The 13,091-nt window shown below is 59.8% G+C and carries 11 protein-coding genes and 1 pseudogene; 6 read left to right on the top strand and 6 right to left on the bottom strand.

The window, feature by feature from the left end; translation table 11 throughout:
• Position 1: 1 nt before the first annotated feature.
• A pseudogene (locus tag JQ848_RS22280) lies at positions 2-632 on the bottom strand (FMN-binding negative transcriptional regulator).
• Positions 633-721: 89 nt separating this feature from the next.
• Here JQ848_RS22280 and pdxR point away from each other — a divergent pair.
• A complete protein-coding gene (gene pdxR / locus JQ848_RS22275) occupies positions 722-2,269 on the top strand; it encodes a MocR-like pyridoxine biosynthesis transcription factor PdxR (protein ID WP_202211201.1) in 1,548 nt (515 codons plus the stop codon).
• A 53-nt stretch (positions 2,270-2,322) separates the two neighbouring features.
• Here pdxR and JQ848_RS22270 read toward each other — a convergent pair whose 3' ends face one another.
• From JQ848_RS22270 to aspA, 5 genes are all read right to left on the bottom strand, one after another.
• The gene (locus tag JQ848_RS22270) at positions 2,323-3,354 is read right to left on the bottom strand and encodes a histone deacetylase family protein (RefSeq protein ID WP_202211199.1); all 1,032 of its coding nucleotides are present in this window, start codon (positions 3,352-3,354) and stop codon (positions 2,323-2,325) included.
• A 205-nt stretch (positions 3,355-3,559) separates the two neighbouring features.
• The gene (locus JQ848_RS22265; RefSeq protein WP_003438112.1) at positions 3,560-4,552 is read right to left on the bottom strand and encodes an AraC family transcriptional regulator; all 993 of its coding nucleotides are present in this window, start codon (positions 4,550-4,552) and stop codon (positions 3,560-3,562) included.
• Positions 4,553-4,725: 173 nt separating this feature from the next.
• Positions 4,726-5,730 (bottom strand): asparaginase, encoded by a 1,005-nt coding sequence (locus JQ848_RS22260; protein WP_003438114.1) that lies wholly within the window; start codon positions 5,728-5,730, stop codon positions 4,726-4,728.
• Between the two features lie 57 nt (positions 5,731-5,787).
• Positions 5,788-7,209 carry an alanine/glycine:cation symporter family protein gene (locus JQ848_RS22255; RefSeq protein WP_003438116.1) on the bottom strand — a complete coding sequence of 474 codons (1,422 nt, stop codon included), beginning with the start codon at positions 7,207-7,209 and terminating at the stop codon, positions 5,788-5,790.
• Between the two features lie 493 nt (positions 7,210-7,702).
• Positions 7,703-9,127, bottom strand: a complete 1,425-nt coding sequence (aspA, locus tag JQ848_RS22250; protein WP_003438118.1) for an aspartate ammonia-lyase — start codon at positions 9,125-9,127, stop codon at positions 7,703-7,705.
• Positions 9,128-9,307: 180 nt separating this feature from the next.
• On the opposite strand from aspA, the gene JQ848_RS22245 reads away from it, so the two are divergent.
• The 5 genes from JQ848_RS22245 to JQ848_RS22225 all read left to right on the top strand — a co-directional run bounded on the left by JQ848_RS22245 (position 9,308) and on the right by JQ848_RS22225 (position 13,027).
• A complete protein-coding gene (locus JQ848_RS22245; RefSeq protein WP_003438119.1) occupies positions 9,308-10,225 on the top strand; it encodes a LysR substrate-binding domain-containing protein in 918 nt (305 codons plus the stop codon).
• 239 nt (positions 10,226-10,464) lie between these two features.
• Positions 10,465-10,956: a 5-(carboxyamino)imidazole ribonucleotide mutase gene (purE, locus tag JQ848_RS22240; RefSeq protein ID WP_003438120.1), complete on the top strand. Its 492-nt coding sequence runs from the start codon at positions 10,465-10,467 to the stop codon at positions 10,954-10,956.
• An 11-nt stretch (positions 10,957-10,967) separates the two neighbouring features.
• Positions 10,968-12,053, top strand: coding sequence for a 5-(carboxyamino)imidazole ribonucleotide synthase (locus tag JQ848_RS22235; protein WP_003438122.1), 1,086 nt, complete (start codon positions 10,968-10,970; stop codon positions 12,051-12,053).
• A 105-nt stretch (positions 12,054-12,158) separates the two neighbouring features.
• Positions 12,159-12,407 (top strand): GlsB/YeaQ/YmgE family stress response membrane protein, encoded by a 249-nt coding sequence (locus tag JQ848_RS22230; protein ID WP_003438124.1) that lies wholly within the window; start codon positions 12,159-12,161, stop codon positions 12,405-12,407.
• Between the two features lie 83 nt (positions 12,408-12,490).
• Positions 12,491-13,027: a DUF3299 domain-containing protein gene (locus tag JQ848_RS22225; protein ID WP_003438126.1), complete on the top strand. Its 537-nt coding sequence runs from the start codon at positions 12,491-12,493 to the stop codon at positions 13,025-13,027.
• The last annotated feature ends 64 nt before the right edge of the window (positions 13,028-13,091 follow it).

The raw sequence follows: 13,091 nt of genomic DNA, 5'->3' as shown, positions 1-13,091 counted from the left end.
GCTATTCCTTAGCAATTAATTGAGCGAGGGCGTGGTCTTGCGGGTTGTTGCTGGCCAGCAGTCCATTGCGCACACCGGCCTGGTCGGCGGCGCTGCGGTTCTGGCTGAGTTTGCGTTTACCGTTGAGGCGGGTGATCGGCAGGCTGAAACCCACAATCGCCTTGAGCATGCTGTCGATGTAATCCCGGGGGGGCGTCGCTGACGGACCACGGCTCGGCGCGACCGGCTTCGTGCTTGTTGCTCAGGCGACTGACCAGGGCCAGCAGGCGCTCGGCATCATCGAACACCTGGGCCTGGCCGTAGGCGTGAACGGCAAGGTAGTTCCAGGTGGGTACGGATTTGCCGTCTTCAGCTTTGCTGGGGTAGAAGGACGGACTGACATAAGCCTGCTCCCCGGCAAAAATAACCAGCGCCTCGGCGCCTTGCGCAAGTGCCTGCCAATGCGGGTTGGCACGGGCAAGGTGGCCATACAGCGTGCCATTGGGGCCTTCGTCCGGGTTCAGCAGCAGTGGTACATGGCTGGCGACCAGGCCCTGGCTGCCATGGGTCACAAGCACGGGCAACGGGGTGGCCTGCATCTGCTGATGCAAGAGGTGAATGTCACTTTCTGCGAAGGCGCGGGGCACGTACATAGAAATTTTCCTTGGCGAATGACTGCATCCTAGGCAGGCTATTGGCTCGTTGTAAGAGCCATTAATGGTCATTTTTATAGGTCCAATCCATGCCGGATTCAGCGCTGTCCATCGCCTTCAACCCTGCCGGTATCGAGCTTGATCCAAAAAAAGGCCTGACCCGCCAGCTCTATCAGGCATTGCGCCAGCGGGTACTGGATGGCCGCCTTGGCAGTGGCTCGCGGTTGCCGGCGAGTCGCGATCTGGCGCTGGCGCTCGGCATCTCCCGAAACAGCGTGGTACGGGCCTATGACCAGTTGTATGCCGAGGGCTTTCTCGAGGGGCGAATCGGTGATGGCACTTATGTCGCGCAGTTGCCGGAAAAAGCCCTCCCGCGAAAAAAGTTGTCCACAAACTTGTCCACAGGGTTTTCAACAGGCTTATCCCCAGGGTTATCCACAAAAAAGGCTGATTTACCTGTAATTACGTCCAGTAAAGTTATCCACAGCACTGCTTTGGACAGGGTTGGCCAGCACTCGCTTGACCTTCCTCCGAGCGGAGTTCCGCGGGCTTTCCGGGTGGGGGTGCCAGCCTTTGACTTATTCCCTTTCGAGGTCTGGAGCAAGCTGCAGGCGGCTTTTTGGCGTAAGCCGGACTTGCAGCAGCTGTGTTATGGCAATCCGGCAGGGGATGAGCGGCTGCGTGAATTAATTGCCGTCTATTTGCGCACTTCCCGTGGTTTATCGTGCTCGGCCGATCAAATTTTGATCACCAGTGGCGCGCAGCAAGGAATTAGCCTTTGTGCACAGCTGCTGGTTGAGCCTGGCGACGGGGTGGCGGTCGAGAATCCCGGCTACCGCGCAGCGGCCCATGCCTTTGCGATTGCAGGGGCAAAAATGCAGGGCATAGCGGTCGATCAGGAGGGTATGGATTGCTCGGCACTCAAGCAGTTGAATAACTGCCGGCTGGCCTATGTGACGCCATCCCACCAGTACCCGACGGGTGTGACCATGAGTCTGGCCAGGCGCCTTGAGTTGCTGGACTGGGCCGAGCGCAACCAGGGCTGGATCATCGAAGACGACTACGACGGCGAGTACCGTTACTGCGGGGCCCCGCTGGCCCCGTTGGCGGCACTGGACCGTCAGGGGCGGGTGATCTATGTCGGCACCTTCGGCAAAGTGGTGTTCCCGGCCTTGCGTCTGGGGTACCTGGTCTTGCCCAAGGGTTTGATTGAGCCTTTCGCCCGGCGGCGCTCCCTGGATATGCGGCATTCGGAGGTCAGTACCCAGGCCGTGATGGCCGAATTCATGGCTGCCGGGCACTTTCAGCGGCATATCCGGCGCATGCGGCGTGCGGCCTTGAGCCGGCGTAATGCATTGTTGGCAGATTGGCCCCAGGGAATAGCAGGGATGGGGCCGGTGCCGAGCATTGCAGCGGGGCTGCATGTGACGGTGCCGGTCATAAGTTTCGAGCGCGAACAGCAATTGCTGGCTCAGGCCAAAGCGGCCGAGGTGGAGATCAACGGTTTGAGTGGCTACTGGCTGCAAGACTCGAGCGTGCCTGTGGATAAACGTGCAGGGCTGGTGCTGGGTTTTGCCGCGGTGCCTGAGGCCGATATCAAGGCAGCGCTGGCCCGCCTGGGCAAGGTCTGGATGTAGGAGCGAGCTGTTGGTTGCTGCGCGGTAAAGCTCGCTCCTGCAGGTTCGGGGGCTTATCGGGCGCTTTCGAACCCCTCGAGCACATTGACCGCATTGATCCCGATTTCTTCTACCGCGTAGCCACCCTCCATCACGAACAGCGTCGGTTTGCCCAGACGTGCAATACGTTCGCCCATGCGCAGATAGTCCGGGCTATCGAGTTTGAACTGGGAGATAGGGTCGTTCTTGAAGGTGTCCACGCCCAGAGAAACCACCAGCACATCAGCGTCGTAACCTTCGATTTCGCCACAGGCCAGTTCCAGCGCCGCGCTCCAGCGCTCCCATGCCGACCCGGCCGCCAGCGGATAGTTGAAGTTGAAGCCTGCACCCGGACCTTCGCCCAGTTCGTCTTCATAGCCCAAAAAGAACGGGAATTCGGCTTTGGGATGGCCGTGGATCGAAGTGAACAGCACGTCGTTGCGTTCATAGAAAATCGACTGCGTACCGTTGCCGTGGTGATAGTCCACGTCGAGGATCGCCACTTTTTTACCACCCTGGTCCAGGAAGGCCTGAGCGGCAATCGCGGCATTGTTGAGGTAGCAATAACCGCCCATCAAATCGCCGGCGGCGTGGTGCCCCGGTGGACGGCACAGGGCGAAAGCACTGGGGGCGCCGTTCTGGATGGCGGCCTGGGCGGTGAGTGCAACCTGGGCTGCGCTATAGGCTGCGCGCCAGGTGCCCGCTGTAATCGGGGCGCCGCCATCGAAACTGTAATAGCCGAGTTGGCCGTGCAAGCTGGCAGGCACTATGGCGCGCAGGGTGCGGGCAGGCCAGGTGTAGGGCATCAAGTCGCCGTCAAGACCCTGCTCGGCCCAGCGCGCCCAGGCGCCCTCGAAAAAATCCAGATATGCCGCGCTGTGCACACGCAGGATCGGATCGCGTCCGAAGTCTTGCGGGGCTTGCACCGGCCCCAGCTCACGGGTTTGAACGCGCTGCAGAATATGGTCGGCGCGGGAGGGCATTTCAAAGCAGGGCATCAGTTGCCCGTCTATCAATTCACAACGGCCATGATGCAGATGGTGATCGTCCGAGTAGATAGTCAGCATTTTTCTTGTTCTCCGTAGGCTAGAGCGTTGGCCTACAGTCTTGCGGCAGCGGTGGTTTCAGAGAACGGCAGGAGCGGCCAAAAGGGGATAAATATGGCCGAAATCACTGACCGAAATTCGCCCCCTGAACCACTGAAACCTGTAGCAGCGAGTTCTTCCATGTCGCGATCAAGAGCTCGCGAGCAAGCTCGCTCCTACGGTTTTATTACGCGCGGAACTGGCTGGGTGCGACACCGCTCCAGCGTACAAACGCGTGGCGAAAACTCGCGGTTTCGCTAAAGCCCAGGGTTTCGGCAATCCGATAAATCGGCCATTCGGTTTCGTGGAGCAACAGCTTGGCGCGCTCGAAGCGCAATTCGTCGAGCAGCCCCTGATAGCTGCATCCGGCGTCACGCAGGTGTCGGCGCAAAGTGCGTGGCGAGCAGGTCATCTGCTCGGCCAGGCCCTCCAGCCCCGGTGCCGCATGCAGTTGGCCGGCGAGCAGCTGGCGGATGCGTGACAGCCAGGTCTGACGGCCGGTGAACTCCAGGTTTTGTTTGCGGCAGCGCACGGCCATCGCCTGGTGGGTGATGGCATCGGCCAGCGGCAGAGGGTGATCGAGCCAGTGTCTGGCAAAGGCAAAGCCGTTGTCCTGAGCCTCGAACGTGCGTGTGCAGTCGAAGGTGCTGTCATAGCTTGCGTGATAGTCCGGCTTGCTATGGGCGAAGCGGGCGGCCAGCAGGGGTAACGGCTGCCCCAGCAGGTCCTGGCAAATAACGGTCAATGACACCAGGCAAAGTTGTGCATTGAACACGGCCAGCTGCGGATTTTCGTGATAGTGGTCAGCGCAGAACCACACGTGTTCGCCTTCGACCCTGAGGCTGAGCTCGAAAAGTGTTCCCAGTAGCGCCGGATAGCGCAAGGCCAGGCGTAAAGCGTCACCTAAGGTGGCACTGGTGAGCATGGCATAGCCGAGCATGCCGTAGGACGACACATGCATGCGTCGCCCCAGCTCAAGGCCTATTTCGCGGCGCAAGGCCACGGCGTTGGCGCACACCTGCATTTCCTGGCTGGCGGTAATGCGCGTGTCGGCGCGGCTCAGATCGGCGGCCCGAATGCCGCTGCCGGCCAGCAATGCTTCGCAGGACAGGCCTTCGGCCTCGAAGGTGCTGAGTACCAGCGATACAGCGTTGAGGGTAGTGAGGTGGGAGTGCAGCATGTTGGCTTCCTGCATGAGGGTGCAGGAAGCGAGCAAGTTGTGTGCCGGGGTGTGAAATAGATCCCGATGTAGCTCTGTACCCTGACGCTGTAGGAGCTAGCTTGTCTCGCGATCTTTTGATTTTTAAAAAGATCGCGAGGCAAGCTCGCTCCTACAGATGGAAGGGGAGCTGGTTACGCCAGCTCGCCGCACAGATCCAGCTCGACCAGCTGACGCACTTCTGCCAGGGGCAAATCGGCCCCCAGTAACGCGTGCAGTTTGCCGAACGCCGCTTCCCGGGTCATGCCGCCGCCCGAGAGCACGCCGGCTTCACGCAAGCGGCTGCCCGCTTCGTACACGTCCAGTTCCACGCCACCTTCATGGCATTGGGTAATGGCGACCACCACTATGCCGTTTTGCTGCGCCCGTTGCAGGCTGGCGAGGAAGGCCGGATTGTCGCTGGGGCCGGTGCCGCTGCCGAAGCACTCCAGCACCAGCGCCTCAATCCCGCTATTGAGCAGGGCATCCAGTTGCGCCGCGCCAATCCCCGGGACCAGTGGCAGTACGCCGACACTGGCTTCGTGCCGGGGCTGGCGATACATCAGCTCACCCGGCAAGGTATTGGCCTTGGGGGTACCGCCATTGCGCTTGAGCGCGACAAACGGGTTGCGTCCGAAGCTGCGCACTTTGGCGCAGCGTGTCGGTGCCAGCAACGCGCCGTGGAAGTACAGCTGCACGCCGTGGGGCTGGCCTTGCCCCAGTGCGCTCAATGCACCGCTGACGTTTTCCCAGGCATCGCTGTCGGGCACACCCGCAGGCAGCATGGAGCCGGTGAACACTACCGGCGCCGGCAACCCCAGCAGTTGAAAGCACATCGCCGCTGCGCTGTAGGCCAGGGTGTCGGTGCCATGCAGGACCAATACCGAATCGCAGTCATCCTGTTCAACGGCTTCGATGATCGCGGTGCGCAGGCGCAACCAGTAGGCGGGCGTCATGTTGGCGCTGTCGATCAGTGGGCTCATCTCGCGAAAGCGCCACTGCGGTACTTGCAGCTGTGGCTGGCTGGCGAGGTAATCAGCCATGCGCGCTTCAAAGCCCGATGCCGGGGCCAGGCCGTTGGCGCTGGCTTGCATGCCGATGGTGCCGCCGGTGTAGAGCACCATGACGCGCTGGGCTGGGTGATGGGTGGCTGCAGTCATTTATGAGTCTCCATAAGCAAAAACGCGGCGGTTCTGATTAGAACCGCCGCGTGAGTGTCAGCGTTTTGTTTCTTCGCTCGTGACGGCCGGTCGTGGCGGCCAGGCCTTGAGGTCCAGATCCAGATCCGGGAATTTACTGGAATCGAACACCGGTGTCTTGATCCCTGCGCGACGCTGGTCGTCGTAGTCCTTGAGCACGCGCATGCAGACCTTGAACAGCATCGCCAGGGCGACCAGGTTGACGAACGCCAGCATGGTCATGGCGATATCGGCGAAGGCGAAGACGGTTTGCAGGTTTTCAATCGAACCCCAAAAAATCAGCACCAGTACCAGCACGCGATAACCGATCAGTGCCTTGCGGCTCTCACCGACCAGGAAACGCAGGTTGTTTTCACCCAGATAGTAGTTGTAGAGCATCGAGGTAAAGACAAACAGCGCCAGGGCCACGCTGATAAACACACGGCCCCATTCGCCGACGACGGCCGCCAGGGAGTTCTGGGTCAGGGCGATGCCGTCCCCTTCGAAGCCCGGGGTGTAGAAGCCGGACAGCAGGATCAGCAGCGCGGTGCAGGTGCAGATCACAAAGGTGTCGAGGAATACGCTGAACGCCTGAACTACGCCCTGGGCGATAGGGTGCTCGACATCGGCCACGGCAGCTACGTTCGGAGCACTGCCCAGGCCGGCTTCGTTGGCAAATACGCCACGCTTGACGCCCATCACGATCGCGCTGCCGATCAGCCCGCCAAACACCGGATCGAGGCCGAAGGCGCTCTTGACGATGTGGCCCAGCATGGCCGGCACGTGGTCGAATTGCAGCACGATCACGTAGAGGGTGACTGCGATGTAGGCCAGGGTTTTGACCGGTACCAGCAGGTCGGCAACCGAAGCGATACGTTTGATGCCGCCGATAAACACCAGCCCCAGCAGGATGGCGATGGCCAGGCCGGAGTAATTGACCTCAAAGCCGAAGGCGTCTTGCAGCGAGTGGGTTACGGCGTGGGCTTGCAGGCCCATAAAGGCAAAACCGAAGGTGATCAGCAGCAGCACGGCCATCAGCTTGCCCATCCAGATTTTGCCCAGGCCGTACTTCATGTAGAAGGACGGGCCGCCGCGCAGTTGGCCTTCAGCGTCGCGACGCTTGTACAGCTGGCCCAGGGAACATTCGATCAGGCTGCTGGACATGCCGACCAGTGCGGTCACCCACATCCAGAACACGGCACCGGGGCCGCCCAGGGTCACGGCAATGCCGACGCCGGCGATGTTGCCCGCACCCACACGGCCCGCCAGGCTCAGCATCAATGCCTGAAACGAGCTAAGTTCGCCGGCGCTGCTGCGCAGGCTGTCTTTGAAGACCGAAAACATGTGCAGGAAGTAGCGAAACTGTACGAAACGCGAGCGGATCGTGAAGTAGCCACCGAGCCCGACCATGAGCACGATTAGCACTTTCCCTGAGAGGAAGTCATTGATGACTTCAAGCATGGATTATTCCTCGCTGTTTTTATCTGATGGCAACACGGCCGAATCAGGATCGCTCATTACGCCCGGCAAGACAGGGCATAAAAGTAGGCGATCAAGGGAATCCCGGCCATGTTGCTGCTTGGTTTACGATGCTGTTTCCGCACTGTCGGTGGCCGCTGTTGCAGGGCCCACGCACGGGAAGAGGGCCGGCACTATACCTAGGAGTGTTGGAAGCGTCTGCATAAGTGATTGATTTTTCATGTGCGAGTCGTCTGAAAAGGCCTGGAATCCTGTCGTGTTTGCCCTCTTTGTTTGTCCTTTGTGGGAGCCGGTTCCCACAAAATTTGCGCAAAAAAAAGGGCCTGCAGACGTATCTGCAAGCCCTCAAAAGGTGAGAGGTGTCTAGTCCCTCGACCTGGTGAGCGTTGAGTTCTGTCGCAAAGTGCCCGGGCTTCGGTGATGCGGCGTTAAAAACACCCTCGGCAACTTTGCATTCAGAACTTTGTTACATGCATCAGGCCTTGAGAGGCACCAGACGCGGAGCAATCATGTTTTCCGGGCGCAGGATGTCGTCGAGCATGGCGTCGTCGAGCAAGCCTTCTTCGCGCACCAGTTCCAGCACGCCGCGGCCGCTTTCGAGGGCGATACGGGCGATGCGGGTGGCGTTTTCATAGCCGATGTAAGGGTTCAGCGCAGTCACCAGACCAATCGAATGTTCGACCAGTTCACGGCAACGTGCTTCGTTGGCGGTGATGCCAACGATGCAATGTTCGCGCAGCATGTCCATGGCGCGTTGCAGCAGGCGGATCGAGTCGAAGATCTTGAACGCGATCAGCGGCTCCATCACGTTCAGTTGCAGTTGGCCGCCTTCAGCCGCGATGGTCAGTGCCAGGTCGTTACCGATGATCTGGAATGCCACCTGGTTGACGGCTTCCGGGATTACCGGATTGACCTTGCCTGGCATGATCGAGCTGCCCGGCTGACGCGCTGGCAAGTTGATTTCGTTGATGCCGGTGCGTGGGCCGCTGGATAGCAGGCGCAGGTCGTTGCAAATCTTCGACAGTTTGACCGCGGTACGCTTGAGCATGCCGGAGAACAGGACGAAGGCGCCCATGTCTGAAGTGGCTTCGATCAAGTCGGCAGCAGGTACCAGCGGCTGGCCGCTGATGGTCGCCAGACGGGTCACGGCCAGGTGCTGGTAGCGCGGGTCGGCGTTGATGCCGGTACCAATCGCAGTACCGCCCAGGTTCACTTCGGTCAGCAACTCTGGCGCCAGAGTTTTCAGGCGGGCCAGATCTTCACCCAGGGTGGTGGCAAATGCGCGGAACTCTTGACCCAAAGTCATGGGTACCGCGTCTTGCAGCTGAGTCCGGCCCATCTTCAATACGTGGTTGAACTCGACGCCCTTGGCGGCGAATGCCTGAATCAGGCTATCGAGGCTGGCCAGCAGTGCATCGTGACCCAACAGCAGGCCCAGACGGATAGCCGTCGGGTAAGCGTCGTTGGTCGACTGAGCCATGTTCACGTCGTTGTTCGGGTGCAGGTACTGGTACTCGCCCTTCTGATGGCCCATGGCCTCCAGCGCGATGTTGGCGATGACTTCGTTGGCATTCATGTTGGTTGAAGTGCCAGCGCCGCCTTGAATCATGTCGACCACGAATTCATCGTGGAAATCACCGCGCACCAGACGGGCACAGGCTTCGCTGATGGCTGCGTGTTTGGCGTCGCTCAGATGGCCCAGCTCGCGGTTCGCGTCAGCTGCGGCTTGCTTGACCATGGCCAGGGCCACGACCAGCTTCGGGTAGTGCGAGATCGGAACGCCGGAGAGACGGAAGTTGTTCACCGCTCGCAGGGTCTGGATGCCGTAATACGCTTGAGCGGGTACTTCGAGTACGCCAAGCAGGTCTTTTTCAGTGCGGAAAGATGCAGCGGAGGACATGATAGAAATCATCTCGATAAGGACCCGGTCTGAGCCGGAACGCTGCGAATGCTAGGCCTGCAGACAAAATTGGGCCAATGCCTTTAAACACTATCCTATGCATAAACGGCATAATGACGACGTGACGCGACGGCCGCGTCGAACGTGTGACCCAATTTGGTGCGCGTCCGGGAGGACTCGATGAATCTCGAAAGTAAATGGTTAGAGGACTTCAGTGCCCTGGCCGCCACTCGCAGTTTTTCCCAGGCGGCAGAGCGTCGCTTTGTGACTCAGCCGGCCTTCAGCCGACGTATTCGCAGCCTTGAAGCGGCGCTGGGGCTGACCCTGGTGAATCGTTCCCGCACCCCGGTGGAGTTGACTGCGGCCGGCCAGCTGTTTTTGGTCACGGCGCGCACCGTGGTCGAGCAGCTCGGCGAAGTCTTGCGTCACTTGCATCACCTGGAAGGCGGGCAGGGCGAGGTCATGCAAGTGGCTGCGGCACACTCCCTGGCGCTGGGTTTTTTCCCGCGCTGGATCGCTCAGTTGCGTAACGAAGGCCTGAACATCGCGACACGTCTTGTTGCGACTAACGTCGGAGACGCGGTGCATGCTTTGCGTGAGGGCGGCTGCGATTTGATGCTGGCCTTTTACGATCCGGATGCGGCATTGCAGATGGACCCGGAAATTTTCCCGTCCTTGCACCTGGGTAATACCGAAATGTTGCCGGTGTGTGCTGCCGACGCTGACGGCAATCCGCTGTTTGATCTGGAAGGCGATGCCAGTGTGCCGTTGCTGGCCTACAGCGCCGGGGCATTTTTGGGCCGTTCGGTGAATTTGTTGCTGCGCCAGCGCAGCCTGCGCTTCACCACTATTTATGAGACCGCCATGGCCGACAGCCTTAAAAGCATGGCGCTTGAAGGGCTGGGCATCGCCTGGGTGCCGCGGTTAAGCGTGCGGGCGGAGCTTGAGCGCGGTGAGTTGGTGATCTGTGGCGGGCCCCAATGGCACGTGCCGCTGGAAATTCGCTTGTACCGCTGCGCCCTGGTGCGCAAGGCCAACGTGCGCTTGCTGTGGCGCAAGCTGGAAAATCCTTCGGCACCAGCCCAGGCGCCTGTGTAGTCGCTGCCCGGAGGTTTTCTGGCCTGACCTTGAAGTCAATAAAACCGGGCGTCGAAGCAGATTTCAGGATCAAAGACAGATGGTCGGGGAATATGCGTTTTGTTTACCTTTTTGGGTATACTGCGCGGCCTTCGGCTGGCTTGACCGGCCTTAATTTCTATAACAAGCCACGTCGGTTTCCCCACGTGGCTTGTTGTTTTTTGACGCGCCTGCGGGCGCCCAAGAGAAGAGGCGCGACGATGAGTGCACTGGTAGGCGTGATCATGGGCTCCAAGTCCGATTGGTCCACCCTCAGCCACACCGCCGATATGCTGGAAAAACTCGGCATTCCTTACGAAGTTAAAGTGGTCTCTGCCCACCGCACTCCGGACTTGCTGTTCCAGTATGCCGAAGAGGCCGAAGGCCGCGGGATCGAGGTGATCATCGCAGGTGCCGGTGGCGCTGCTCACCTGCCAGGCATGTGTGCGGCCAAAACCCACTTGCCGGTATTGGGTGTACCGGTGCAGTCGGCGATGCTGTCGGGCGTTGATTCGCTGCTGTCGATCGTGCAAATGCCTGCAGGCATCCCGGTTGCCACCCTGGCCATCGGCAAGGCGGGTGCGATCAACGCAGCGCTATTGTCGGCCAGCATCCTGGGCGCCAAGCACCCGCAGTTCCATACCGTATTGAAAGCATTCCGTGCTGAGCAGACAGACAGCGTTCTGGACAATCCAGACCCGCGCGAAGCCTGAGGTTTTTGACGATGAAAATCGGTGTAATCGGTGGCGGCCAACTGGGCCGCATGCTGGCCCTGGCGGGCACTCCGCTGGGCATGAACTTCGCTTTCCTTGATCCGGCGCCTGATGCCTGCGCAGCTGCGCTGGGTGAACACCTGCGTGCGGACTACAGCGACCCGGATCATTTGCGCCAACTGGCCGATGAAGTCGATCTGGTGACGTTTGAGTTCGAAAGCGTTCCTGCTGAAACCGTGGCCTTCCTGTCGCAATTCGTACCGGTGTATCCGAGTGCCGAAGCGCTGCGTATCGCCCGTGATCGCTGGTTCGAAAAAAGCATGTTCAAGGACCTGGGGATTCCGACGCCGGACTTTGCCGACATCCAGTCCCAGGCGGATCTGGATGCAGCGGTAGCCAGCATCGGGTTGCCGGCCGTGCTCAAGACCCGCACCCTGGGTTATGACGGCAAGGGCCAGAAAGTGCTGCGCACTGCGGCCGATGTCGAAGGTACCTTTGCCGAGCTGGGTAGCGTCGCCTGCCTGCTGGAAGGTTTTGTACCCTTCACTGGTGAAGTGTCGCTGATCGCCGTGCGCGGTCGTGATGGCGAGACCCGGTTCTACCCGCTGGTGCACAACACCCATGACCGCGGCATTCTCAAGCTGTCGGTTGCCAGCACCGATCACCCGTTGCAAGCGCTGGCCGAGGACTACTCGAGCCGTGTACTCAAGCAACTCGACTACGTCGGCGTGATGGCGTTCGAGTTCTTTGAAGTCGACGGTGGCCTCAAGGCCAATGAAATTGCCCCGCGTGTGCACAACTCCGGGCACTGGACCACTGAAGGCGCCGAGTGCAGCCAGTTCGAAAACCATTTGCGCGCCATTGCCGGTTTGCCGCTGGGTTCGACGGCCAAGGTCGGTGAGAGCGCAATGCTCAACTTCATTGGCAGCGTGCCGCCGGTAGAGCAGGTGATCGCGATTGCCGACTGCCATTTGCATCACTACGGCAAGGCCTTCAAGGTCGGCCGCAAAGTGGGTCATGCCAATCTGCGTTGTGCAGACCTGGCGACGCTCAAAGCGCAAATCCAGCGTGTTGAAGCGTTGATCGATCAAGCGTAAATCGTTAATTGGCGGGAACCATTCAGTGACCGCCACTCTCTGATGGCGTGATCCCAAAGTGCTGACTAGGCTTGGGTTTACGCCATCTACAGAGAGGAAGCGTCCATGGGCATCATCGGAACCATTTTTATCGGCTTGATCGTTGGCCTGCTGGCCCGTTTCCTGAAACCGGGCGACGACAGCATGGGCTGGATCATGACTATCCTGCTGGGTATCGGCGGTTCGCTGGCGGCAACATACGGCGGACAGGCACTGGGTATCTATAAGGCAGGCGAGGGTGCCGGCTTTATTGGTGCGGTGATCGGGGCGGTTATCCTGCTGGTGATCTACAACATGGTGTCGAAAAAGAGCTGATTGAATGGTCTGGCCCTCTCTGCGCTCGCCGCAGAGAAGGCTAGAATGCGCGGCGTCAGAAGCCCTCTTTGATTGAGACTGCCATGCGTCGTTTTGCTTTTATCTTTCTTTTACTGGGCTGTGGCCTGGTACACGCGGCGCAATTGCCCGAAACCGACTGGCTCGACCTGATGCCAAAGTCGGATCAAAAAGCCCTCGAACAAATGCCCGAAATCGACCATGACTCGCCCGAGGCCAATGGTACGTTTACTGCCAAGGGTGGTTTGAAGCAGAGCAAAGGCCTGCCGGCGGTCATGTATTCCAGTAAAACTGTGCCTGCCATGAACGGCAAAAATATCCGTTTGGGCGGCTATCCCGTGCCTTTGGAAACCGATGCCAAGGGGCGCAGTACCCTGTTTTTCCTGGTGCCGTACCCTGGCGCCTGCATCCACGTGCCGCCACCGCCGCCCAATCAGTTGGTGCTGGTGCGCTACCCCAAAGGCTTGAAGCTGGACGACATCTACACGCCATTGTGGGTGGTGGGCACGCTGAAGGTTGAGACAGTCAGTAATGATCTGGCGGATGCGGCCTATGCGCTGGATGCGAGCAAGGTGCGGGTGGTGGTTGAGGCGGATTTGTAAGGGATACGCAACTTAACTACGCGCAATCTGACTGTAGGAGCGAGCTGTTTAAAAAGCTCGCTCC

The organism is Pseudomonas paraversuta (assembly GCF_904067025.1).
GTDB classification, from domain to species: domain Bacteria; phylum Pseudomonadota; class Gammaproteobacteria; order Pseudomonadales; family Pseudomonadaceae; genus Aquipseudomonas; species Aquipseudomonas paraversuta.
This window is presented reverse-complemented; position numbering and strand designations above follow the sequence as displayed.

Bases quoted from the DNA above. Each gene is read 5' to 3' on its own strand.
- pdxR (WP_202211201.1), top strand. From the start codon at position 722: ATGCCGGATTCAGCGCTGTCCATCGCCTTCAACCCTGCCGGTATCGAG.
- JQ848_RS22270 (WP_202211199.1), bottom strand. From the start codon at position 3,354: ATGCTGACTATCTACTCGGACGATCACCATCTGCATCATGGCCGTTGT.
- JQ848_RS22265 (WP_003438112.1), bottom strand. From the start codon at position 4,552: ATGCTGCACTCCCACCTCACTACCCTCAACGCTGTATCGCTGGTACTC.
- JQ848_RS22260 (WP_003438114.1), bottom strand. From the start codon at position 5,730: ATGACTGCAGCCACCCATCACCCAGCCCAGCGCGTCATGGTGCTCTAC.
- JQ848_RS22255 (WP_003438116.1), bottom strand. From the start codon at position 7,209: ATGCTTGAAGTCATCAATGACTTCCTCTCAGGGAAAGTGCTAATCGTG.
- aspA (WP_003438118.1), bottom strand. From the start codon at position 9,127: ATGTCCTCCGCTGCATCTTTCCGCACTGAAAAAGACCTGCTTGGCGTA.
- JQ848_RS22245 (WP_003438119.1), top strand. From the start codon at position 9,308: ATGAATCTCGAAAGTAAATGGTTAGAGGACTTCAGTGCCCTGGCCGCC.
- purE (WP_003438120.1), top strand. From the start codon at position 10,465: ATGAGTGCACTGGTAGGCGTGATCATGGGCTCCAAGTCCGATTGGTCC.
- JQ848_RS22235 (WP_003438122.1), top strand. From the start codon at position 10,968: ATGAAAATCGGTGTAATCGGTGGCGGCCAACTGGGCCGCATGCTGGCC.
- JQ848_RS22230 (WP_003438124.1), top strand. From the start codon at position 12,159: ATGGGCATCATCGGAACCATTTTTATCGGCTTGATCGTTGGCCTGCTG.
- JQ848_RS22225 (WP_003438126.1), top strand. From the start codon at position 12,491: ATGCGTCGTTTTGCTTTTATCTTTCTTTTACTGGGCTGTGGCCTGGTA.